15 protein-coding genes are annotated in these 24,740 nt (G+C 43.6%); 13 read left to right on the forward strand and 2 right to left on the reverse strand.

Features of this window, described 5'->3' with window-relative positions; translation table 11 throughout:
- The first annotated feature begins 83 nt into the window (after positions 1-83).
- From polA to H8744_RS05375, 4 genes are all read left to right on the forward strand, one after another.
- On the forward strand, positions 84-2,903 hold the full coding sequence (polA, locus tag H8744_RS05360) for a DNA polymerase I (protein WP_262433852.1): 2,820 nt from the start codon (positions 84-86) through the stop codon (positions 2,901-2,903).
- 45 nt (positions 2,904-2,948) lie between these two features.
- Positions 2,949-4,952 (forward strand): ATP-binding protein, encoded by a 2,004-nt coding sequence (locus H8744_RS05365; RefSeq protein ID WP_262433853.1) that lies wholly within the window; start codon positions 2,949-2,951, stop codon positions 4,950-4,952.
- 744 nt (positions 4,953-5,696) lie between these two features.
- Positions 5,697-7,637: an Omp28-related outer membrane protein gene (locus H8744_RS05370; RefSeq protein WP_262433854.1), complete on the forward strand. Its 1,941-nt coding sequence runs from the start codon at positions 5,697-5,699 to the stop codon at positions 7,635-7,637.
- Positions 7,638-7,667: 30 nt separating this feature from the next.
- Positions 7,668-10,892 (forward strand): carboxypeptidase regulatory-like domain-containing protein, encoded by a 3,225-nt coding sequence (locus tag H8744_RS05375; RefSeq protein WP_262433855.1) that lies wholly within the window; start codon positions 7,668-7,670, stop codon positions 10,890-10,892.
- Positions 10,893-12,126: 1,234 nt separating this feature from the next.
- Here H8744_RS05375 and H8744_RS05380 read toward each other — a convergent pair.
- Together H8744_RS05380 and H8744_RS05385 are read right to left on the reverse strand one after the other, a co-directional pair.
- On the reverse strand, positions 12,127-12,900 hold the full coding sequence (locus H8744_RS05380; RefSeq protein ID WP_262433856.1) for a LytR/AlgR family response regulator transcription factor: 774 nt from the start codon (positions 12,898-12,900) through the stop codon (positions 12,127-12,129).
- Positions 12,897-14,933 carry a tetratricopeptide repeat-containing sensor histidine kinase gene (locus tag H8744_RS05385; protein ID WP_262433857.1) on the reverse strand — a complete coding sequence of 679 codons (2,037 nt, stop codon included), beginning with the start codon at positions 14,931-14,933 and terminating at the stop codon, positions 12,897-12,899. Before H8744_RS05385 ends, H8744_RS05380 begins: the two co-directional genes overlap by 4 nt.
- A gap of 125 nt (positions 14,934-15,058) precedes the next feature.
- Here H8744_RS05385 and H8744_RS05390 point away from each other — a divergent pair, with 125 nt between their 5' ends.
- Genes H8744_RS05390 through H8744_RS05430 form a run of 9 tightly spaced genes read left to right on the forward strand, consistent with a single transcriptional unit; the run spans position 15,059 to position 24,662 of the window.
- Entirely contained in the window at positions 15,059-15,955 is an 897-nt protein-coding gene (locus H8744_RS05390; RefSeq protein WP_262433858.1) for a serine O-acetyltransferase, read from the forward strand.
- Between the two features lie 23 nt (positions 15,956-15,978).
- Positions 15,979-17,307 carry a THUMP domain-containing class I SAM-dependent RNA methyltransferase gene (locus H8744_RS05395; protein WP_262433859.1) on the forward strand — a complete coding sequence of 443 codons (1,329 nt, stop codon included), beginning with the start codon at positions 15,979-15,981 and terminating at the stop codon, positions 17,305-17,307.
- 53 nt (positions 17,308-17,360) lie between these two features.
- Positions 17,361-19,499 (forward strand): S9 family peptidase, encoded by a 2,139-nt coding sequence (locus H8744_RS05400; protein WP_262433860.1) that lies wholly within the window; start codon positions 17,361-17,363, stop codon positions 19,497-19,499.
- A 27-nt stretch (positions 19,500-19,526) separates the two neighbouring features.
- Positions 19,527-20,801, forward strand: coding sequence for a phosphoribosylamine--glycine ligase (gene purD, locus H8744_RS05405; protein ID WP_262433861.1), 1,275 nt, complete (start codon positions 19,527-19,529; stop codon positions 20,799-20,801).
- Positions 20,801-21,805 (forward strand): hypothetical protein, encoded by a 1,005-nt coding sequence (locus H8744_RS05410; protein WP_262433862.1) that lies wholly within the window; start codon positions 20,801-20,803, stop codon positions 21,803-21,805. Before purD ends, H8744_RS05410 begins: the two co-directional genes overlap by 1 nt.
- Positions 21,790-22,260, forward strand: coding sequence for a YqaA family protein (locus H8744_RS05415; RefSeq protein ID WP_262433863.1), 471 nt, complete (start codon positions 21,790-21,792; stop codon positions 22,258-22,260). Before H8744_RS05410 ends, H8744_RS05415 begins: the two co-directional genes overlap by 16 nt.
- A gap of 7 nt (positions 22,261-22,267) precedes the next feature.
- Positions 22,268-22,918 (forward strand): tRNA (5-methylaminomethyl-2-thiouridine)(34)-methyltransferase MnmC2, encoded by a 651-nt coding sequence (gene mnmC2 / locus H8744_RS05420; RefSeq protein ID WP_262433864.1) that lies wholly within the window; start codon positions 22,268-22,270, stop codon positions 22,916-22,918.
- Between the two features lie 14 nt (positions 22,919-22,932).
- Positions 22,933-23,820, forward strand: a complete 888-nt coding sequence (locus H8744_RS05425; RefSeq protein WP_262433865.1) for a metal ABC transporter solute-binding protein, Zn/Mn family — start codon at positions 22,933-22,935, stop codon at positions 23,818-23,820.
- Positions 23,820-24,662, forward strand: a complete 843-nt coding sequence (locus H8744_RS05430) for a metal ABC transporter ATP-binding protein (RefSeq protein ID WP_262433866.1) — start codon at positions 23,820-23,822, stop codon at positions 24,660-24,662. The genes H8744_RS05425 and H8744_RS05430 overlap by 1 nt, the downstream gene beginning before the upstream one ends.
- The last annotated feature ends 78 nt before the right edge of the window (positions 24,663-24,740 follow it).

Below are 24,740 nucleotides of genomic sequence, written 5' to 3' on the forward strand. Positions count from 1 at the left end.
GCGTACAAAAGTAATAATAAAACGGTTAATACCGTATTTTTTTGTACTTTTACCATGAAAAAATAGATAAATAGATCGTAATTATGGACCAAAGTAATAAACTTTTCTTCTTAGATGCCTACGCACTCATATACCGGGCATACTATGCCTTCATCAAAAATCCCCGTATTAACTCGAAAGGATTCAATACATCCGCCATACTGGGCTTTGTAAATACTCTTGAAGATGTACTCAAAAAAGAAAACCCGACCCATATTGGAGTAGCATTCGATCCACCAGGTCCCACCTTCCGTCACGAAGCTTATGAACAATATAAAGCCCAGCGCGAAGAAACTCCAGAGGCTATTCGTTTGTCCGTACCTATCATAAAAGACATCATCCGTGCTTACCGCATCCCCATCCTTGAAGTTGCGGGATATGAGGCAGACGATGTGATCGGCACATTGGCTACCAAAGCCGGTGAACAGGGGATAACCACCTATATGATGACACCCGACAAAGATTACGGTCAATTGGTGACAGACCATGTTTTCATGTATCGCCCCAAATATGGCGACAAAGAATTTGAAGTCATGGGGGTGGATCAGGTCAAAGCCAAATTCGATATTCAATCCCCCGCCCAGGTAATAGACATGCTGGGATTGATGGGTGATTCATCCGATAACATCCCCGGTTGCCCCGGTGTAGGAGAAAAAACTGCCCAAAAACTGATTGCCGAATTCGGAAGTATTGAAAACCTTCTTGAACATACCGACCAGCTGAAAGGCGCGTTGAAAACAAAAGTAGAGGCAAACCGCGATATGATCATTTTCTCCAAATTCCTTGCCACGATAAAAACGGACGTTCCTATCGAACTCAATATGGATGCACTGGTTCGCGAACAACCGGAAGAAAACACACTCCGGTCTATTTTCGAAGAATTAGAGTTCCGCACGTTAACGGAACGTATATTCAAAAAAGAGAGTCAACCCGTCCCCTCTCCTGCCGGCCCGCTATTCGCCCAAGAAAATCCGGTTTCTCAAATGCCCATTCAAGGCGATTTGTTTGCAGAATTTGCACCCGCAGGGACGAGCGAAGAGAAAAAAACGAATTTAGAGACATTAGAAACGCTCGGTTGCGATTACCAACTTATTGATACAGAAGAAAAAAGGTACGAAATTATTCAAAAGTTACTTACAACGGAAAGTTTCGCGCTAGATACAGAAACCACAGGAACCGAACCAATGGAAGCCGAACTTGTCGGAATGAGTTTCAGTTTTGCCGAAAACCAAGGATATTATGTACCTGTACCCGCTGACAGAGAAGAAGCGTTAAAAATAGTGAATCAGTTCCGCCCGGTATTTGAAAATAAAAAATCAATGAAGATCGGGCAGAATATCAAATACGATATGATCGTCCTCCATAATTACGATGTGGAGGTAAAAGGTCCTCTTTTCGATACAATGGTAGCACACTATGTTCTCCAACCGGAACTCAGACACGGGATGGATTACCTCGCAGAAATCTACTTGCACTATCAAACCATTCCCATCGAAGCACTCATTGGCCCCAAAGGAAAAAATCAGAAGAACATGCGTGACCTCGATCCGAAAGAAGTTTACCGCTATGCATGTGAAGATGCCGACATTACATTAAAACTGAAAAAAGTACTGGAAAAAGAGCTCAAGAAGAACGATGCGGAAAAATTGTTCTATGAGATCGAAATGCCTCTCGTCCCCGTATTGGTAAACATCGAAAGCAATGGTGTACTTTTAGACACGGAAGCCTTGAAACAATCGTCCGCCCATTTCACCACCCAAATGGAAAACATTGAAAAGGAGATTTACCAACTGGCAGGAGAAGAGTTTAATATCGCTTCACCCAAACAAGTTGGCGAAGTACTATTCGATAAACTGAAAATCATAGAAAAAGCCAAAAAGACAAAGACCGGGCAATATGTCACTTCCGAAGAAGTACTGGAAAGCCTCCGTCACAAGCATCCGGTTGTTGAAAAGATTCTTGAGCATCGTGGGCTTAAGAAACTTTTGGGCACTTACATCGATGCGCTGCCTCAGCTCATCAATCCCCGCACAGGCCGTGTCCATACATCATTCAACCAAACAGTCACCGCTACCGGACGATTGAGTTCCAGCAATCCCAACCTGCAAAACATCCCTATCCGGGACGAAAACGGGAAAGAGATCCGCAAAGCATTCATACCGGATGAAGGTTGTCTTTTTTTCTCCGCCGATTATTCGCAAATCGAATTACGCATCATGGCACATTTAAGTGAAGATAAGAATATGATCGATGCCTTCCTTAGCGGACATGACATCCATGCCTCAACAGCTGCAAAAGTATACAAGTCCGAATTGAAAGATGTAAACTCCGACATGCGCCGCAAAGCCAAGACAGCCAATTTCGGGATTATTTACGGTATTTCAGTCTTCGGGCTCGCCGAACGTATGAATGTTGACCGGAAAGAAGCGAAAGAGCTTATCGACGGCTACTTCGAGACTTATCCGCAAGTAAAAGCCTACATGGATAAAAGTATCAAAGTAGCCCGTGAAAAAGGCTATGTCGAAACCATATTCCACCGGAAACGCTTCTTGCCCGACATCAATTCACGTAATGCCGTAGTAAGAGGGTATGCCGAGCGAAATGCCATCAACGCCCCGATCCAAGGGAGTGCCGCTGATATTATTAAGGTAGCTATGGCGCACATCTACGAACGCTTCAAAAAGGAAGGACTCAAGGCAAAGATGATACTTCAAGTACACGATGAATTGAATTTCAGTGTCCCCATAGCAGAAAAAGAGTATGTAGAACAAATTGTCATAGAAGAAATGGAAAATGCCTACCGGATGCATGTCCCCTTAAAAGCCGACTGCGGATGGGGAAAAAATTGGTTGGAAGCACATTAATGATAAAAAAGCTATATATTTGTACGCCAATCAAACACATCGGATATGCGCCAAACAATCCTTGTAATCTTGTATTGTTTTATAAACCTATTTGCTGCATCAGGCAGCAATACAGATATCACTATAGATAGTCTGCTCCATCTGCTTCCGAATCAAAAGGAAGCAGAGGAGAGGTATGATATTTACCGCAATATAGCCGATATAAGTTTTGAAACTCCCCAAGAAAGAACTTATCTTAAACTGATGTATAAAGAAGCTGAAAAAAGTTCCAACAAAAAGCATCTACTCGAGGCATTGGGAGAACTGGCTTCAGCTTCCCTTAAAGCCAACTTGACAGACTCAGCATCTTATTATATAGGACAGATCGAAAAGATGAATCCTGATACCGATACCAAAATCTGGCTTACTTATTTACACATGCGCCAGTTCGGTTACAGAATATCTCAAGGAGACAATGTCGAAGCATTCAATAATGAACTTAAAAAACACTCATCCCGGAAAAACACACAACTGGATATTTATTCGGAAATAGAAAACACATATTCCATCTCAAGCGCATTAGTGTCACTGGACAGGAATAAAGAAGCGCTTCCTTATCTGAAAACTGCAGCCAAATTAACCGAATCTCTTCCCGATAAGGAAGGTCACCATATCAAAAGACTTGTGACAGGATTACTAAGCAGCGTATTATCCAGATTAGGAAAATTAGAAAAATCTGTTGTACTCAATGAAAAGAATATTGAATTGTATAACACTTACTACAATCTGATAAAGAAAAAACGTCCTATTTATAATATCAATACTTTTTATATTCAATGCTATACTTCAATACTCTCTAACATGAGGGGAATCAATCCCGAAAAGGTTCCTATATACCTCCAAAAAATCATTTCCCTCAGCGAAGGATCGAATAACGCTTTTGACAAATACAATTGTTTTTTGGCATTAAACAATTACTATCTCCAGTGTAACGATTGTTCCAAAGCCCTCGAAGCGAATGACAGCCTGATAAAATATGCAACAACAATCGCACCGGATAATATACCCAGCCTCTACAATATCAATTTGCAAATCTATTCTGTCATGGGTGATTACAAAAAAGCATTTATGGCTCTTCAGAAAGCTTATAGCCTGAATGACTCCATTAACACACAGAAATCCAGGGAACAACTCAGCCGCCTTCAAGTAGAATATGGTGTAGACAAACTTAACTACGAAAAGTCCCAATTGGAACTTAAAAATAAAAGATCCCTATTAATTTATCTGTCCATCCTCCTTTTCATTAGTATTGTTATCTCCATCTACCTGTATAAAAGCCTAAAGAAAGAACGGGTAATGAAGGCAACTTTCCGTATTCTGAAAAATAAAGCCGAAGAGAGTGAAAACATGAAAACCGCTTTTGTAAACTCCATTTGCCATGAAATACGTACTCCTCTGAACTCCATCGTAGGATTCTCCGATCTAATATTCGACAAAAGCATTGATGAAGAATTGCGTAAATCTTTCCCAGAAGAGATACAAAAGAACACCCGACAATTAACGACACTGATAAACAGCATGCTCGAAGTGTCCAATCTAAATGTATCCGTTGAAAAGTTGCCGTGTGAACCTACGGACATCAAAGCAATCTGCCATCAGGAGATGGGGCGTCTTATCGAATATATCAAACCGGAAATTACTACCCGTCTCGATATGCCGGAAGAAGATATTATCATATCCTGTAATAGACAATATTTAGCGCTTGTCTTAGAACATTTACTGAATAATTCCAATAAATTTACCGAGTCAGGCGAGATCACTCTGCATGCTTGTATCAATAAAGATCAAAGCAAATTACAAATAAGAGTTACTGATACCGGATGTGGTATCCCACCAGAAAAAAGGGATGAAGTATTCGAACGGTTTACTAAGCTTGACACCTATAAACCAGGCAACGGACTTGGCCTCTATCTCTGTCAGCTCATTATTAAACGTTTATCAGGAGAAATTTCAATTGATCCGGCATATACAAAAGGGACTTCCATCGTAATCATACTACCTGTAGATTGAAATTATCCGCTATATTTATATATAGTTATTTTCTAACCTATAGATAGTATCTGTGTCACGTGGAACAAAACGAAAGGAGAAAAAACATAAACCAGTCATTTAGTCGTAAAAATACCGTTTCTATCCATTCCCTTACCTTTGCAAATGAAATAAACCAAGGCTTCTAATCTTTTCGTACTACATCAGAACATTCCGACTAGACTTTTATTATTTTAAACAAGTGAAATTGAACTTGCTTCCCCATGTATCCTTCAAATACTACAATTATGAAACTCCTACTATCATTGCCGAGTGCTTCAGCACCTGAACTTTGCACTACTACTAAATTTATAATTTTAGGAGCGAAATCTCTATATTCTATCTTTTCTTCAGCATCAACCAATTCATCTGTAAATCACTTATATCTCTCAAGAAATTCAACGACTATTATATATAAGTTTACATATAAAGATTATAAATTAAAAGAATAGAGTAACTCCAATGTAATAACAATCCAAAATACACCCAACTTTGAGGCATTAATCTATCAATTTTTCAAATTCAGAAATACACAATTAACCCATTGATTATATGACACAAGCATATAATATATCCCAATATATTAACTTTTATAGACCTCTTATTCGAGCTTCTTCTATGTTATAAAGCATATATTTTTTTTTGTTTTTATTATTCAAGAATTATATTTTTGCAAAGTCGAGATTAAATAAATCATTATCAATCACACCTTTTAAAACATACATTATGAAAAACAGATCCTTCTTTTTCATGCTTACATTCATTCTTTTGTTTTCTACACCGGCAAAATCAATCCATGGAAAGACTGTCATGCATAGTCATGAAAAAAGTACAAAAATGAGAATAGGGTATGCAGATGGAAATATGGCTTTAAATTTAGGTTTAGGATTTGAAGTTCTTATTCAAGGAGCCATTCAATTTCCGGCTGAATACATGCAAAAACTAAAAGGCAGCCGAATTACAACTTTACGTCTTGCCATTGGAGATAAACTTACAGAGAAAGAGAAATACATATTTATTTCAAACAATCTCAGCCGCAACGAAACTTTTCTTTACAAGCAATCGGTAGACCATCTTAATGTCGGCTGGAATGAAATCGCTCTTGATACCCCGTTTGAAATTACCGGTGAAGAAATCTTCATCGGATTCAAATATGCCAGTGCCGGTGAACCATTCTCCATGGACGGACGCGAAAACAACAATCTGGCTAACTGGATTAGACTGACTGAGAATGAAGATGATATAGAATCGGGCTGGCAACATCAAGAGGGAGGAAATTTAAATCTGCAAGCTATCATAGAAGGTGATGCGCTCCCACAAAACGACATTGAAATACAAAATGTTATAGCGAAACATTATGCGCAAACCAGCGGAGATGCTCCTGTCAATCTTATAGCACGTAACATGGCTGCTGCAGATATTAACAGCATCGAAGTTACATACACAATAGAAGGACAAAGCCCCGTCACACGTACAATAGACAATCTGTCCATCACAAGTAACGAAATTTCTTTGATCCCGTTGGGCAACATCACCATAGACAAAAATGGTATTTACAATCTGGACATACGCATCGATAAAGTAAACGGTATGGAAGATGAAAACCCATTGGATAATGAGGGAAGCGTTCAAAACATCATCAGTAAAACAGAATATACCAACCGAAAAGTACTACTGGAACATTTTTCCACAATGAATTGCAACAACTGCCCTAGAGCCCATAAAACAATAGAAGATGCCATGATGTATCGCGATGATGTAATTCATGTGGTTCACCATGCTGGCATGGGAACTGATCCCCTGACCATTCAACCCAGTCAAGACTATCTTTTCTTTTACAGTAATGAAACTACGGGCAGCGTATATGCTCCTGGTGCCATGATGGATCGCACGAATCTTGCCCCTTATGGAGCAAATGATGGGAGTAACAGCAGCCCGGGACCGGCTTTCTTTCCACAACGTACCACTTTCAGTAAATTAATGGACCAGCGTCTTTCTACTCCCGCTTTAGTTACTTTGAATATCGAAAAGGTATATGATCCATCTACACGTACTATAGACGTATCCGTATCCGGAGAAGTACTGTCCGGAGATCCGAAGCGTTTGGGTGGTAATGACATCCGCTTGAATATATTCCTGACCGAAGATAGCATTCTCTCCAATTATCCACAGGCCGGAGTTACAGATCCAAAATCATATTATCACAATTGCGTCATTCGCGAAACTTTAACCGACACCTGGGGAGATCCCATAACTTTCAACGGGTCTTCATACCAATCCAAAGTATATACATTTATGCTGCCGGAAGAGTGGGTAGACAAACAAATGCACGTTATCGCTTTCATCGCAAATACAGACCGTATCAGTTCCAACAATTGCCAAGTGTACAACGCCAATGAAATCGATGTGACAAAAAAAAATCCAACAGGGATCTCCGTCATGGAGTCAGAAATTCACAAAAACCAAGTAAGAGTCATAAACGGTAAACTTTATATTCAGGGTAAATTCAAGACTGCAAATATTTATAATACCTCCGGACTATTGGTGAAAAGGATCGGACAAAACACAAATTACATACCAGTCGAGCCATTAACACAAGGCATTTATTTCATCAGCATGGAAACAGACCATGGCACGCAAACCTGCAAATTCGTAATTCACAACTAAGTAAAAACCAATCATCAAAACAACAATATTATGAAACATTTAAATTACTTATTCATTATGTTATTGCTTACTTTTTGGGGAACAAGAGTACAAGCAAGCGTAACAAACGAAACAGATCACTTCTTCTGCGGCTTTGATTCGGAAGAAGAGTTCAACTTATGGAAAATTATCGACAACAATGGCCCGGCTAGCAATGGTAATAGTGTCTGGTGGTGGGATAATAGTGGAGGAGCTTTCATCAGCACAGCGCCTGACATAGGTATTGATGATTGGCTCATTTCACCGGAAATCGTTTTAACAGGCGGAAAGCAATATGTCATTAAGACTAAATTCTATTCTGACTTCACTGGATTCATAAGGTTTACTATGGGATCTACTGCCGAACCAGACGGTCAAACTACCATCATAAAAGAATTAGAAAACCACAGTGAAGAATCCTATTTGAAATTTTCCTTGCCTGAGAACATTGAAAGCGGAAAATATTTTTTCGGTCTTTATCTTTCTGCAAAAGCATGGTCGGGTAGCGCACTGATAAAGAGTTTTGAAGTCGCTGAAGACAAAGATGGGCAATTAGAAGTAGCAGTAGTCAATAAAGATAATCAAAAAGCAATAGAAGGTGTTGAAGTCTCTTTAAGCGGCTCTTTCTATGATACTCAAAATTTCACCACGAGTGCAGAGGGAAAATGCAATTACGAAAATCTGACTGCTGGCACTTACTGCCTGAATGCCACTTTGGATGGTTATTTCCCAATTGAAAAAAAAGAGATAAATATCGGTGAAAACGAAACCGTAAACTGTACGGTCGAGATGACTCCTATTCCATTGTCCACTGTTTCCGGAACAGTTGTTGACGAAGATAATAATCCGATAGCAAATGCTCAAGTAACATTAGTCGGTGAAAAAGCTCACGAAACAACAACCAACAAGGATGGAGCATTTACCTTTAATGAAGTGCGCAGTCCCTATGAACATAACATATATAAACTTTCCATATTAAAAGATTTCAAGGTTCCTCATTATGCAGATATAGATGTAACAGATGCTACTGTAACACTAAATTCAATTATTTTGAAAGACCTCATAAATGCACCTACCAATATCTGTACGGATCTTACAGAAAAGGGAATGTTCGTTTCTTGGATGATGCCTGTAGGAGAAAAAGTGTTCGCTCACGATAATGCTAATTTTGAAGGAACGTATCGAATAAATTCTTCTTATGCACTTACAGGCGTTTCTTTTGCAGATCCTATGGTTCTGACTAATATGACTTGGGCAGCAACAGAGGTAGAAGATGAACTCATAGACATTTATGTGTTCCCAATAAATAAAGACGGTTCATTATCTATGACACCTTTATACGAGGCAAAAAAGGTTCCTATGATAAATTATGACTATGAAGACATTGTAAAGTGGAATGAATATAATTTCCCAGAACCAATAGTTGCACCGAACGGATGTATTTGTGCCATTGGGCATGAGAATGGATTTAACATTCTTTTAGATTATAAGTGCGATACACAAAACTCCCTCGTGTCGAGCAGCGAGGATGAAGGTTGGCGCTTTAGCAGTGTCAGCAATTTCTTTATCCGTGCAAAAGGATTAGCACTTAGTACCGATCTGTCTCCTGCGAATCAGGCAAAACTCATAAGAAGTATGTCTACTCCGATGATTAAGAAAGCTCCTGCTAAACAAATTGAAAATCAAAGATTCTCATACAGCATCTGGAGATTTGACTCTAGTAATAAAGAAAACCAAGAAGCATGGACAGAAATAGCCAAAGATATCAAAGAGCTGTACTGCATCGATAAAGGATTCAATTCTTTGGATCAAGGTACATACCAATATGCAGTACAAACCGTATATAAAGGAGAGAAAGCCTCAGAAATCTGTTATTCACCAGAAATTGATCATAAAATGTACACCCAACTTACAGTTGTGCTATCTCCCAATACGGCCATAGATTTCTCCAAAGGGGCAACAATTAAACTGACAAATAACGACAATGAAGAACTGGTTTATACGGCAACAGCCCAAAGTTCAATTGTTATATTCGATCAAGTACGCAAAGGCAGCTATATGGTATCTGTAACCAAAGAAGGATTCCAAACTGCAAATTCAAATCTAGTTATAGATAGCCAAAACAGTTATAAAACAGTTATAGAGCTTCAACTGGCTCCTGTTGCACCTTTCAATTTAAAAGCTGAACAAACGGAAGGGACAAACGATGTACAACTCAAATGGAACGAGGAATTCGGCATCTTCGAAGACTTTGAAGGAATGGAAGATTTCGCTCTTAACCCAGCTGGAGAAGTCGGATGGACTTATGTTGACAAGGATGGGGGTACAACTTATGGAGTGGCACAATGTGAACAATCACCTTATGAGAATATGTATGCGCCAATGGCCTATATGGCATTCAATCCTACAGCCACCACTCCAAATCTTCTGGAATATGTACAACCCCATAGCGGCAACAAAGTACTTATCGACGTTTCATTAGAAAACGGAGGTGTTAATGACGACTATATTTTCTCACCGGAGCTATCATTCGAGTCCGACTTCACTCTGAGATTCTATGCAGCTTCCGGATTTTATGCAGCACTGGGCAATGAAGAATTTATGGTAGGTTACACCACCGAAGAAGCGCAACCGGAGAATGTTATTTGGCTGACAGAAAAGCCTCAAACCGTTGGAGGAATATGGACAGAGTTTGTTTACAACATGCCTAAAGAAGCACGTCACACAGTAATTCGCTGCGTCTCCAACCAGCACATGTTCTTCATGTTGGATGATATCTTTATCGGACAAAGAGAACCGGAAGTTTTTGCAATGGCGACCTTCAATGTATACCTGGACGAAGAACTGGTTGAAACAACTACTCAACGTTCTGTCACATTCAACAATTTATCAGAAGGAAAACATATCGCCAAAGTGCAAGCAGTTTATCCTATGTATGATTACAGTAGTAAACAATATTCCGAGTTTACCGAACTTTTATTCACAGTTGAAGCAGGTGGTGGTACGGGTATCAATACTAATAATGCAGAAGTACTCTACACATACAATACTGAGACCGGCATCATTACTCCTGGAAACAGCACAAAAATGATAGAAATGATCGATACTCAAGGAAGATGTTGTGCTAGCTGCCAATCCAATGAAACGATCAATACAAACGGATTCACTGAAGGCATCTATATCCTGAAAATAACAACGGAAAATCAAGTATCTTTCAGTAAGATTCTTGTCAAATAACAATTTGTAATCCAAACTTTACCAGAGGCTACTCCCTATTTTTCGGAGTAGCCTCTGATACTGTTTAGAAAAAGCTTATTTAGCGGTATAAACTCGTATTTGCCCGTTACTTCAAAAAAACACTTGCAATTGCATATTTCATCATAACTAATGCTTGGTAGAGCCACAATTAATACCCCATCCAATAGCCATTAAGCCCCAACGTGATGACTATTAACACCTGACACGATGATCATTAATACCCAACACGCTCACCATTAATGGGCAACAAGGCACCTCTTAACACCTCAGAAACAGGGACTAAACGCCTTGTAATGAGATGTAACATTACTCTCCTCACTTTCGATTTTACCAATCGAAAGATACCCGCTCCAACACTATAAACCCGCTTAATGACAAAAAATATATGATTTATCATAGGTTGTCATACTATTAATTCATATATTTGCAAAAAGGAAAAAAGAAAGGTATAAATTCCCGCAACGTATATTAACATATCCATTGCGCGGTTATACCTCCTATTGTTGCGAACAACTATTTGTGCTAGCTTGAAACCGACCAAACTTCAATGGTAATGGCACAGTGAAAGTCCCGCAACCTTTATTGTACATATATGTTATATCTATCTTCTGCCTGTAAGAAGATATAGTTTATACCAATAAAGGGAGCGTGGGCTGACTCATTATCCATTACCGGGCTCTTGGTCGGGCCTCAAGTTAGATAATGTTTCGGCTTCACGCTTCTGCCTTTTTATATAAAAGACAAAGCTCATCACCCCGAAAACCCCAAACTATAGTCCGCTTTCCTTTTCGACAGCACTTACAACCAGTTAATGTTTCTGATTTAATAATGATTTTCCTTCTACGCATAAAGATGGAAGAGGATGTCGGTCAATTTAGAATGTATTTTTTTGTTTAAATTTGGCTCTGCATAAGTGTATGCAAATTGAATTTACATCAGGCATCCATTAGGCAGGGCACCTCTGTGAAGAGGTGCCCTTTTTTAAGACATTACAAACAAATAAACAGCCGGAGTCTTTTTCACAAAAGCCCCGGCCTAACCAGTTATAGAGAATTTATCATCTAAAAATTAAAAAAGCTAGTATACTATACTTCTTCCACAAAGATAGCAATTAAGATAGAAACTTAAAAATGCCTTTTCTCCATATTACGATCATTCAGCCATAAATACGACTTATACAGATAAAATTAATGTCTATCATAGCTAAAAAAAATCAGATGATACAAAATTTCTCCTGCAATTCTTTCAGAAAATTACGTGAGATTGACAGGTCATCACGGCTATTGAAAGGAGGATAAAGTTGGCACTGTTTTCCATTGATAATGGCCAGATAACCTATATTGATAATAGCTGACTGGCTAATCTGCACAAAGGATTCGGAATAACTGGTAATATCTTCCGCCTTCGTATTCTTTTTCAAGTTCAATTTGGTTTGGTCGAAGAGGGTGACCTGCCACTGCCGTTTATCCTTTACATATTCAAAATAACCGATTTCCTCAATACGAAGCATTTTAAAACCAGTCACCGTACTGATCATAAAGGTATCGCGTTGCGGCAACAAAGCAGCAAAAGATGCCGAAAAGGAAGGTGCCGGCTGATGGGAAGCAATGGTTTTCCGATAACGTTCGAGAATCACCTTCAACTCTTCCGCTTGAAAAGGCTTGAGCAGATAATCGAATGCCGACTCGCGCAAAGCCTGGAGCAGATATTTATCATATGCCGTATAAAATACGACTTTCATATCCCACGTCACCTCTTCGCGCATCTCACTCAAAAGACGGATACCCTGAACATCGGGCAATTCAACATCCAAAAACAACAGATCGGGCCGTTGCTCCATGATCAACTTCCTTCCTTTCACCCCATTAGCAGCAGTGCCTTTGACTGACATTTCGGGATAGCAAGCCAATTCCCTGAGCAAATCCTCAATCGCAGTACGTTCATCGTCAACAATCACAACTTTACAGAACTCTTCCATCGTCGTCATAAGTCATAAGAATAATTGTCCGGGACGTAAACAGAAACGCGAGTTCCCGTTTTCTGCCCATCGGCAAGGTTTGTTATTTCAAATCGTATTTTTTCTCCTTTATTTCGGGCATTAAGTAGTTGGACAGTCTGGTAAAGCACCTTCAATCCTGTACCGGTTCCCCGTGTAGGTGACATCGTTTGCGGGAGATACCCCCGTCCGTTATCAGTAACCCTGATCCGTACACCGCTCTCTTCCCTCACAACTGAGATATCCAGCATTTTCTTCCCCTCCACTCCGGCAAGACCATGCTTAATGGCATTCTCGACAGGAATTTGTATAATCATCGAAGGAATCAAAATTCGTTCCGTGTCAATTCTTTCATCAACAACCAGTGTCAATTCAAAGTCCTCCCCCAACCTACTCCGTTCCAACCCCACATAAGTCTGCACAAAGTCCAGTTCTTCCCGAAGCGTGATGCTCAATCTTTCCGTAAGTTCCAGACTCTTCCTTAAAAGCTTCACCAATCCCACCAGCCCGTTCTTCTCCTCTTCCGTACCTTTAAAATGGCTGATCTCACGACTCAATACGTTGAATGTGAAATGAGGCGAAACATGATTACGGATATTCTCCATGCGGAGACGACTGATCTGATTCAGATGCCGTTCTTGCAAGAAAGCACGTTTCTTTTTCATAAGCCAATAGAGGATAAATAAGATCAACGCCAAAGCTGCACAACCGATACCCCAGATATAGGATGTCAGGCGCAAGGCCTTCATCTCTCCGGTTTGCTTCTCTATAAGGATTTCACGACGCATGACGATCGTATCCTGACGATAACGCATGTCCAGTTCCGCCACGCGCGTACGCACCTGTTCATTCCGGATGGAGTCATTCAACTTCTGGTCATTCTTCAAGTATTCATAAGCAAGCTTATAATTGCCCGTCCGTTCAAAATAGTGCTGCAAATAGTGATTGCGGATATTGATCATATTGGCTTCCACATGGGCATCGGGCTTTGTAAGTGTTATCAGTTTGGCAGCAAGAGCCACATCGCCCTGACGAAGCGCAAGCTCTATCATCTGTGTCTCGATGTAGTACATGGCCGAGGCATTCTTCATATCCGAAAAGAAACGATAACTGTCATTAAGATACATCTGAGCAGAATCCAACTTCCCGGTCAACATATAAAGTTCTCCCAGATTCGCCTTGCAGAGATTCTGTTCAAATACCATCTCCGGGTAAGGTTTCACAGCCCCTAAAGCACGTTCCATAAAGCGGGACGCCTTCCAGTAATCCTTTTTGTAGTAAAAATGGTTACCACGGTTATTGAGATAAGTGAATTTCTCCGCCGGATTCATTTGGGAGAAATATTGTCCTGCCATTTCATAATAATAATTCGAAAGGTCAAAGTCACGAAGCTCCATGTATGTTTGTCCCAAGCCGTAGTACACTGGAAACTTATTCCGGTCGGGCAAATCCAAGGAATCACAGATGAATAATGCCCTGCGATAATAATAGGCAGCATTCGCATAATCTCCCCGATGAACGTAACCATCGGCCAAGTTAATACAGATATCCGGCAAATAAGCTGTTTCCGTACCTTTCTTGCGATGTTCATAAGCCCTCTTATAACAAGCAATTGCCGAGTCCGGCATACTACGTTGCACCCATACATTGCCCGACATATTATTTGCTGCGGAGATAAGGTCATGAATCTGTGGAGTTTCGGACGCACCTAAACAAAATCGAAGAATCTTATGGTTATAAAAAAATACCGAGTCAAACTGTGCGGTAGCGAAACATGCTTTCGAATAAATCCCCATCAACCGATAATAAGTAAGACTATCTGCGGCTTGTTCCATATTCTCACTCAATAAAGTACGCGACCATGCATTATTGACAAACAAGGAGTCCGAAGCCTGTCGTTCCAGTGAATCCACAATCGCTTCATATCCCCCGCTTCCCGGCATATGAGTTGTCTTGTTACAACCGTATGCAAACAATAGTGGACAGATACATCCTATAATTCCCCGGATAACAATCTTATTCATCTTTGTATTTGATGGTATATGGCAACAAAATTACACTCTTTTTCCGAATGATATATACATTCAGATAGAAAATATAAGCAATAATTCTTATCTTTGTAGCCAATCTAACAGAATACAGGAATCTAATGAGTCCACTAAACTTCACTCACATTCTGACACAGGCAGTCGACGAGCTTTCGGAAAGCGAATCATACCAAGGACTGTTTCACCAGCACAAGGATGGCGAACCTTTGCCATCAGCACGGGCATTGTGTGATGTCATTGAATTGGCACGTTCCATCCTTTTTCCCGGATATTTCGGCAACTCGACCATCAATAGCCGCACCATCAATTACCATATCGGAGTAAATATTGAGAAATTATTTGACCTGCTGACAGATCAGATACTGGCTGGGCTGTGTTTCGGAAGCAGCGAAGAAGGTGAATTCTGCACAGAATCCATGCGTGAAGAGTCCGCCCGGCTGGCAGCGGACTTCATCAGCAGATTGCCCCATTTACGCAGGGTATTGGCTACGGATGTAGAAGCTGCCTACAACGGCGACCCGGCTGCCGAAAGCCTGGGCGAAGTAATTTGCTGTTACCCCGCCATCCGCGCCATCAGCAACTACCGCATTGCCCATGAATTGTTGGAACTGGGAGTTCCGCTTATCCCGCGCATCATCACGGAAATGGCTCACAGCGAGACAGGCATCGACATACATCCGGGAGCCTGCATCGGAAGCCATTTTACCATTGACCACGGGACAGGCGTGGTGATCGGAGCGACCAGCATCATCGGTAACAATGTCAAGCTATATCAGGGAGTGACGTTGGGTGCTAAAAGTTTCCCGCTGGATGCCGACGGAAAGCCCATCAAAGGAATCCCGCGCCATCCGATTCTGGAGGATAATGTAATCATCTACTCCAATGCCACCATACTGGGACGCATTACCATCGGACGGGATGCAACGGTCGGAGGCAATATATGGGTGACGGAAGATGTTCCCGCAGGAGCGAAGATTGTACAAACGAAAGCTAAATAATAAAATAAATCGTAATAAAGTTTATGAGCGAACAATTTGAAATGATTGCCAAAACCTTTCAAGGACTGGAAGAAATATTGGCTGAAGAACTGACAGCACTTGGAGCAAATGACGTGCAGATAGGACGGCGGATGGTATCATTCACCGGTGATAAGGAAATGATGTACAAAGCAAATTTCTGCCTGCGCACTGCCATCCGCATTCTGAAACCCATCAAACACTTCAACGCCAAGGATGCCGATGAAGTCTACGAACAGATCAAAGCCATTCCCTGGGAAGACATCCTGGATGTAGAGAAGACTTTCGCCGTGGATGCCGTCGTATTCAGCGATGAATTCCGCCATTCCAAGTTCGTCTCATACAAGGTAAAAGATGCCATTGTCGATTATTTCAGAGAACTGAACGGGAAACGCCCCTCCGTCCGGATCAACAAACCGGATGTATTGCTGAATATTCATATCGCTCAGACTGCGTGTACGCTTTCCCTCGACTCGTCCGGTGAATCACTCCACCGCCGCGGATACCGTCAGGAAGCGGTCGAAGCTCCGCTGAACGAGGTACTTGCCGCTGGGATGATCCTGATGACAGGGTGGAAAGGCGAATGCGACCTTATCGACCCGATGTGCGGTTCGGGAACCATCCCTGTCGAAGCCGCACTGATCGCCAGAAACATTGCGCCCGGTGTATTCCGCAAAGAATTCGCCTTCGAGAAGTGGGTGGATTTTGATCAAGACCTGTTCGACACCATCTACAATGACGACAGTCAGGAACGGGAGTTTACCCATAAAATATACGGGTACGACAACAGCCCGAAAGCCAACGACATAGCTACCCATAACATCAAAGCCGCAGGGGTGTCCAAAGATATCATACTGAAACTGCAACCCTTCCAGCAATTCGAGCAGCCGGCAGAGAAGTCGATCATGATCACCAATCCGCCTTACGGGGAACGTATCTCTACCAATGACCTTTTGGGATTATACAGCATGATCGGTGAACGGTTGAAACATGCCTTTACCGGGAATGACGCATGGATACTCTCTTACCGGGAAGAGTGCTTTGACCAGATCGGCCTGAAACCGAGCCAGAAAACCCCGTTATTCAACGGAGCATTGGAATGCGAGTTCCGCAAATACGAGATATTCGACGGAAAATACAAAGAATACAAGAGCCTGGACGATGAAGGAGGAGAAGGCGACGAACGCGCTCCGAGAGAAAGAAGAGAGTTCAGACCCCGCCGGGATGAAGGACGCGGTTTCTCCGGGGACAGAAGGCCCAGAGAGGGACGAAGCTACGGCAACAGCGACAGGAAACCGAGAGAGTTTCCGAAAAGCCGTAGACAGGAAGAGTAAAAGCCTGTCAGAATTTTCCTCAAAAAGTATAGACAATAAACAAGAGAAAGGCAATGATTAAGAAAAGCTATCTTTTACTGGTAATGCTCCAAACTCTATTTATCATGAACGTTAGGGCACAAGAATTAAAAACACCGACGCTGGAAGATTTAATTCCCAGCGGAGAAACTTTCCGTTTTCCCGAAAACCTTTACGGGTTGCAATGGTGGGGGGACGAATGCATCAAACCGGACATCGGCACTCTCTTTGCCGTAAATCCCAAGACAGGCAAAGAACGGGTGATCGCTACAAGAGAGTCAGTCAACCGGGTACTGGAACAGAGCCAGGCGGGAAAACTGTCCTATTTCTACAACGTCCGTTTCCCTTGGGCGGACAAAGCGCAGATGCTTATTGAAATGCCCGAAAAGTACATTGTCTATGACTTGACGAACAATCGGATCGTTTCCACAGTCGCCACTAAAAAGGGAGCTGCCAATCCTGACTACTGCACCGTAAACGGAAACGTTGCCTATACCGTAGGCAATAACTTGTATGTCAACGACACCCAAGTGACGGACGAGCCGGAGGGTATTGTCTGCGGACAAGCCGTTCACCGGAACGAGTTCGGCATCAAGAAAGGAACTTATTGGAGCCCGGACGGCAATCTACTCGCTTTTTACCGCATGGACGAACGGATGGTCAGCCAATACCCCTTGGTGGATATCACCGCCCGCGTAGGTGAGTTGAACAACATTCGCTACCCCATGGCAGGTATGCCCAGCCACCAGGTTGCAGTCGGCATCTATAACCCCGCTACCGGAAAAACCGTTTATCTTAAAACAGGCGATCCGACAGACCGTTATTTCACGAACCTCTCCTGGGCACCGGATGGGAAAAGCATTTATCTGATAGAACTGAACCGGGACCAGAATCATTCGAAGCTCAGCCAATACAACACAGAAACCGGAGAATGGATGGCTAACCTGATGGAAGAAACGCATCCCAAATACGTGGAACCGATGCACGCCATCACCTTCTTGCCCTGGGATGCCACGAAGTTCATTTATCAAAGCCAACGCGACGGTTTCAACCATTTATACCTTTACGATACGGAGGGCAAGCTGATCCGGCAACTGACCGAAGGTGACTGGCTGGTACAGGACATTCTGGGTTTCGATGCCAAGAAGAAAGAGATGATCATTGCCAGCACCGAATTTTCACCGTTGCAAAGCAACTTCTTCCGTGTCAACCTGAAAAACGGGAAACGGGTATTACTAGGAACTGCCGATGGAGTTCACAGAGGCATCCTTAACCCTTCGGGAACCTATCTGATAGATAATTACAGTTCCCCCGATGTACCACGCAACATCAGCATCCTCAACACGCAATCGGGCAAAAGCATTCCCTTGCTCACGGCCACCGATCCTTTTGACGGCTTCCGGATGCCTGTTATCGAAACCGGAACCATCAAGGCTGCCGATGGGGTAACGGATCTGTATTACCGCCTCATCAAACCTGCCGATATGGAAGCCGGAAAGAAATACCCTGCCATTGTCTATGTATACGGTGGCCCTCATGCACAGATGATCAACGGCAGTTGGCAATATGGCGCGCGCGGATGGGACATCTACATGGCAAACAAAGGTTACGTCATGTTCTGCCTCGACAATCGCGGCAGTGAGAACCGGGGACGGGAATTCGAGGATGTCACCTTCCGCCACTTGGGCATCGAAGAAGGAAAAGACCAGGTGAAGGGAGTGGAATTCCTGCAAAGCCTTCCCTATGTCGATGGCAACCTTATCGGTGTACACGGTTGGAGTTTCGGCGGCCACATGACTACCGCTTTGTTGCTTCGTTACCCCGACCTGTTTAAAGTCGGTGTAGCCGGTGGCCCGGTCATCGATTGGAGTTACTACGAGATCATGTACGGAGAACGCTATATGGATACTCCGCAAAGCAATCCGGAAGGTTACGACCAGACAAACCTCAAAAAGCTTGCCGGGAATCTGAAAGGACATCTTCTCATGATCCATGACGACCACGACGATACTTGTGTACCGCAACATACCTTGTCGTTCATGAAAGCCTGTATAGATGCCCGCACCTATCCGGATCTTTTCATTTATCCGAACCATAAGCACAACGTCATGGGACGCGACCGCGTACATCTGCACGAGAAGATAACCCGCTACTTTGAAGATTATCTGAAATAAAACAACCACTTAATAAAGGAAGCCATTATGAAACTGTTACTCTTAGGCTCGGGCGGCCGCGAACACGCATTGGCGTGGAAAATTGCCCAAAGCCCCAAAGTTAAAAAGCTATATATCGCCCCGGGAAATGCGGGAACTGCATTAGCCGGTGAAAACATAAATATCAAAGCTACCGATTTTGATGCCCTGAAGGCTTTCGCCTTGAAAGAAAACATCGATATGATAGTGGTGGGACCGGAAGACCCGTTGGTAGAAGGGATTTATGATGTATTTCAGGAAGATCCTTCCACCCGTCACATTGCAGTCATAGGTCCCACCCGGGAAGCTGCCCGGCTGGAAGGGAGCAAAGAGTTTGCCAAGGAATTCATGCAACGCCACGGCATACCGACTGCGCGCTATAAGAGCATCTCATCCGCCAATCTCGAAGAAGGGCTGGCATTCCTCGAAACACTCGAAGCACCTTATGTGTTGAAAGCCGACGGACTGTGTGCCGGTAAAGGGGTTTTGATTCTCCCCACCCTTGATGAAGCCAAGAAAGAACTGAAAGAGATGTTGGGCGGAATGTTCGGCAATGCTTCGGCAACGGTGGTGATCGAGCAATTCCTCAGCGGTATCGAATGCAGCGTATTTGTGCTGACTGACGGTGAACATTATAAAGTCCTCCCGGTTGCCAAAGATTACAAACGTATCGGTGAAGGGGACAAAGGACTAAATACCGGTGGCATGGGCAGCGTATCTCCCGTACCGTTTGCCGACGAAGTGTTCATGGAGAAAGTGCGTACCCGCATCATCGAACCTACCGTAAAAGGGTTGAAAGAAGAAGGAATCTTATATAAAGGCTTCATCTTCCTGGGTCTGATCCGGGTGAAAGGCGAACCGATGGTTATCGAATACAACGTCCGCATGGGTGATCCCGAAACGGAAAGCGTGATGTTGCGCATCAAGAGCGATCTCGTAGAGTTGTTTGAAGGCGTGGCACAAAACAATCTCGATACGAAAGACCTGGAACTCGATCCCCGCACGGCAGCCTGTGTCATGTTGGTCAGCGGAGGTTATCCGGAAGCATACCAGAAAGGGTATGCAATCAGCGGACTCGATCAGGCAGCCGCTACCGACAGCATCCTTTTCCATGCCGGCACAGCCGTGAAAGACGGGGAGGTAGTAACCAACGGTGGACGTGTAATTGCCATCAGCTCCTATGGAGATACGAAAGAAGAAGCACTTGCCAAGAGCTACAAAGTAGCCGATAAGATAGCGTTTGAAAAGAAAAACTTCCGCCGCGATATCGGATTCGATTTATAATGAGAAATAAGAGACTACAAGGCCGGGTGACAGCAGGCAGATTTACGCTGCCTGTTGTCATTCTCATTTGCCTCGTTTGCTGGATGGCTACCTCTTTCCTGTTACCGGATATGAACCCGGACAAAGAGGCGGGATATTCCCTGTGGCAATCCGCCTGTGCATTTTTACCGCCTGCATGGATCAACCGGATCATCAGCTTCGGCTTGTATGCCATTATCGGATACTTCCTGATCGAGCTGAACAATACCTACGGCATCATCCGTATGCGAGCTTCCGTGCAGACCTCCCTATACTTTCTGCTCGTAACAGCATGTCCCGGTATGCACCTTCTGTATGCAGGAGACGTGGCGGCCGTAGCCTATCTTGTTTCCCTTTATTTCCTTTTCAAAAGTTACCAGCAACCCCATCCGGTCGGTTATGTGTTCCATTCTTTTGCCTTTATCGGCATAGGCAGCTTGTTATTTCCCCAACTCCTCTTTTTCATCCCTGTCTGGCTGATAGGAAGCTACTCTTTCCAATCGCTGACCGTCCGGAGTTTCTGCGGAGCCTTGATCGGACTGACCCTTCCCTACTGGTTTCTGTTGGGACATGCTTTCTTCTACGGACAGATGGAACTGTTCTACCAGCCGTTTACCGAACTGGTACACTTCCAACGGATCGACCCGCTGAAAGAACTGAGCCTTTGGGAGTTGGTCACGCTCGGCTATCTTTTCATCCTGTTCGTGGTCAGTGCCGTACACTGCATTGTCAGCGGATTCGATGATAAAATACGTACCCGTTCCTTTCTCCACTTCCTCATCTTCCTGAACATTTGCATATTCCTGTTCATCCTCTTGCAGCCTGCACACTGCATGGATTTGCTTTCGTTGCTCATGATCGGTGTCAGCATATTGGTGGGGCATCTGTTTGTCCTGACCAGCAGCAAAGCTTCTAATCTGTTCTTTATCGGCTCGATGGCCGGATTGTTCCTTTTATTCTGTTTCAATGTATGGACGCTTTTATAGACTTTTTGATTCAATGGGGATACCTCGGTATGTTTCTTTCAGCGGTATTGGCGGGCAGTGTCGTCCCATTCAGTTCCGAAGCCGTACTAGCGGCACTGGTGTTGCCCAGTACCGGATTGAACCCTGTCATCTGCCTGATAGCCGCATCTGTCGGCAACTTATTGGGCAGCCTCACCTGTTATGGGATGGGACGGCTCGGACGCATGGATTGGCTGGAGAAATACTTCCATATGAAACGTGAGAAAGTGGAACGTATGCAAGCCTACCTGAACGGCCGGAGCGCGTTTATGGCTTTCTTTGCCTTTCTGCCCATTATAGGCAGTGTTATAGCCGTTGCCCTCGGGTTCCTGCGAAGCAACATCTGGGTGGTCTCCGCCTCCATGTTGCTTGGTAAAGTGTTGAGGTATGTTCTGGTAATCCTGGCAGCCAGAGGATTGGTAAACCTGATGATATAAGAACAGCATGGAGAGAATTATCGAACAGACGGCCGATGGAAGTGCCACTCTTTTTGTTCCCGAACTGGATGAACACTACCATTCGGTCAAAGGTGCCCGCACCGAGTCACAACATATATTTATCGACATGGGCTTGAAGGCTTCGGAAGCTTCAGAGCCACGCATCCTCGAGATAGGCTTCGGCACAGGCCTCAACGCCCTGCTGACTCTCGAAGCCGCAGAAGCAACCGGAAAAAAAATACATTATACCGGAATCGAATTATATCCCCTACCCTGGGAAACGGTCGATGCCCTAAAGTATAGCGATCACCCTCTTTTCAAAACTTTACATACCACTCCGTGGGAGGAAGATGTAATAATAACCCCGAACTTTACGTTAAAAAAGGTACAGGCAGATGCAAGAACAAGCGAAGAAGGGAAAGGAAATTGCTACGATCTCATCTACTTCGATGCCTTTGCCCCCGACAAGCAGCCGGAGATGTGGTCGCAAGAACTATTCGACCAATTGTACGTTATATTGCACACAGGCGGCATTCTGACGACTTACTGTGCGAAAGGCACAGTACGCCGTATGCTTCAATCCGCAGGATTTATTGTAGAACGCCTCCCCGGCCCTCCGGGAGGAAAACGGGAAATACTGAGGGCAAGAAAACCATAAATAAAAGAGATAATATGAGACAAACAATTTTTCTGTCATTGATAACCCTACTTCTGGTTTCCTGCCATCCAGGCAAATCCAAGAAAGAAAACCAAGACAATAAGCCCGTCATAGCGGTCACTATAGAGCCACAACGTTATTTCACGGAAGCCATCGCTGGTGACAACTTCAACGTTATCAGCCTCGTACCGAAAGGCACAAGTCCGGAAACCTACGATCCGACTCCCCAGCAACTCGTTTCTCTCGGTGACAGCAAAGCTTATTTCCGCATCGGGCACATCGGCTTTGAACAAGTCTGGATGGACCGGCTGATGGAAAACACTCCGCACATCCAAGTATTCGATACATCCAAAGACATTGATCTCATCTATGGCGAAGAGCAGAATCACGGTGATCACCAACATGCCGGAGGAGTAGAGCCACACATCTGGAATTCTACTACCAATGCGATGATCATAGCCAGGAATACCTATAAAGCACTTTGCCAACTGGACAAAGAGAATGAAGCCGTTTACCTTGCCCGATATGACAGTCTTTGCCAACGTATCATGCACACAGACAGCCTGATCCGTCAAAAACTTGCCACACCGGGCACAGCGGAGGCTTTCATGATTTATCATCCGGCACTTTCCTATTTTGCCCGCGATTACGGATTGCATCAGATCAGTATTGAAGAGGGTGGCAAAGAACCTTCGCCTGCCCATCTGAAAAGACTGATCGACTTCGCACGCAAGGAAGGGGTAAGGGTTATCTTCGTCCAACCGGAATTCGACCGTCGCAATGCTGAAATCATCGCACGGGAAACCGGGACACAGATTGTCCCCATCAATCCGCTCAGTTATGACTGGGAAGTGGAAATGTTGAAGATAGCAGAAAACCTGACTCCCAATAACGCCCGATAATGGACACACACAATCACCCCACAAAAGCATCTTCCACCTCGTCCTTTTCCGAAAAGAAGGACGAAAGGAAAGTGATCATCGAAGTACGGAACCTTTCTGCCGCCTACGATGGGCGCACCGTTTTGCATGATGTAAACTTGGACGTTTACGAACATGATTTTCTAGGAATCATCGGACCTAACGGAGGCGGAAAGACAACACTCATCAAATGCATACTGGGATTGTTGAAGCCAACTGCGGGAAAAATCATTTACCACGATACCTGCAAGCCGCAACAAACAGCGGAAGATTGCCAGTTCTCCATGGGTTATTTGCCCCAATACAACACCATCGACCGCAAATTTCCCATTTCAGTGGAAGAAGTCATCCTCTCAGGATTAAGCTCAAAGAAATCACTGATCGGCCGCTTCACGTCGGAACACCGCGAGAAAGTACGGGAAGCCATTGCCCGTATGGGGCTCGAGGGATTGGAACACCGTGCCATCGGGCAACTCAGTGGCGGACAGTTGCAACGGGCTTTATTGGGACGTGCCATCGTCAGCGATCCTTCCGTAGTAATTCTCGATGAACCGAGTACATATATCGACAAGCGTTTCGAAGCACGCCTTTACAAACTTCTGGCGGAAATAAACAAAGAATGCGCCATAATCCTCGTCAGCCACGACATCGGTACAGTATTACAACAAGTGAAATCCATTGCCTGCGTAAACGAAACACTGGACTATCATCCCGATACGGGTGTCACTACAGAGTGGCTGGAACGTAACTTCAATTGTCCTATCGAACTGTTAGGCCACGGTACGTTACCACATAGAATATTAGGAGAACATCATCACCATTAAACAGCGAACATCGTTCCTCTACGGGATCTCTTGTCTTGAAAAGAATACAAGACCACTTTGGCTTTAAAGATACAATGC

The organism is Jilunia laotingensis (assembly GCF_014385165.1).
Lineage (GTDB): Bacteria > Bacteroidota > Bacteroidia > Bacteroidales > Bacteroidaceae > Bacteroides > Bacteroides laotingensis.

Excerpts from the sequence above, each read along its gene's own strand:
- polA (WP_262433852.1), top strand. The coding sequence starts at position 84 with ATGGACCAAAGTAATAAACTTTTCTTCTTAGATGCCTACGCACTCATA.
- H8744_RS05365 (WP_262433853.1), top strand. The coding sequence starts at position 2,949 with ATGCGCCAAACAATCCTTGTAATCTTGTATTGTTTTATAAACCTATTT.
- H8744_RS05370 (WP_262433854.1), top strand. The coding sequence starts at position 5,697 with ATGAAAAACAGATCCTTCTTTTTCATGCTTACATTCATTCTTTTGTTT.
- H8744_RS05375 (WP_262433855.1), top strand. The coding sequence starts at position 7,668 with ATGAAACATTTAAATTACTTATTCATTATGTTATTGCTTACTTTTTGG.
- H8744_RS05380 (WP_262433856.1), bottom strand. The coding sequence starts at position 12,900 with ATGACGACGATGGAAGAGTTCTGTAAAGTTGTGATTGTTGACGATGAA.
- H8744_RS05385 (WP_262433857.1), bottom strand. The coding sequence starts at position 14,933 with ATGAATAAGATTGTTATCCGGGGAATTATAGGATGTATCTGTCCACTA.
- H8744_RS05390 (WP_262433858.1), top strand. The coding sequence starts at position 15,059 with ATGAGTCCACTAAACTTCACTCACATTCTGACACAGGCAGTCGACGAG.
- H8744_RS05395 (WP_262433859.1), top strand. The coding sequence starts at position 15,979 with ATGAGCGAACAATTTGAAATGATTGCCAAAACCTTTCAAGGACTGGAA.
- H8744_RS05400 (WP_262433860.1), top strand. The coding sequence starts at position 17,361 with ATGATTAAGAAAAGCTATCTTTTACTGGTAATGCTCCAAACTCTATTT.
- purD (WP_262433861.1), top strand. The coding sequence starts at position 19,527 with ATGAAACTGTTACTCTTAGGCTCGGGCGGCCGCGAACACGCATTGGCG.
- H8744_RS05410 (WP_262433862.1), top strand. The coding sequence starts at position 20,801 with ATGAGAAATAAGAGACTACAAGGCCGGGTGACAGCAGGCAGATTTACG.
- H8744_RS05415 (WP_262433863.1), top strand. The coding sequence starts at position 21,790 with ATGGACGCTTTTATAGACTTTTTGATTCAATGGGGATACCTCGGTATG.
- mnmC2 (WP_262433864.1), top strand. The coding sequence starts at position 22,268 with ATGGAGAGAATTATCGAACAGACGGCCGATGGAAGTGCCACTCTTTTT.
- H8744_RS05425 (WP_262433865.1), top strand. The coding sequence starts at position 22,933 with ATGAGACAAACAATTTTTCTGTCATTGATAACCCTACTTCTGGTTTCC.
- H8744_RS05430 (WP_262433866.1), top strand. The coding sequence starts at position 23,820 with ATGGACACACACAATCACCCCACAAAAGCATCTTCCACCTCGTCCTTT.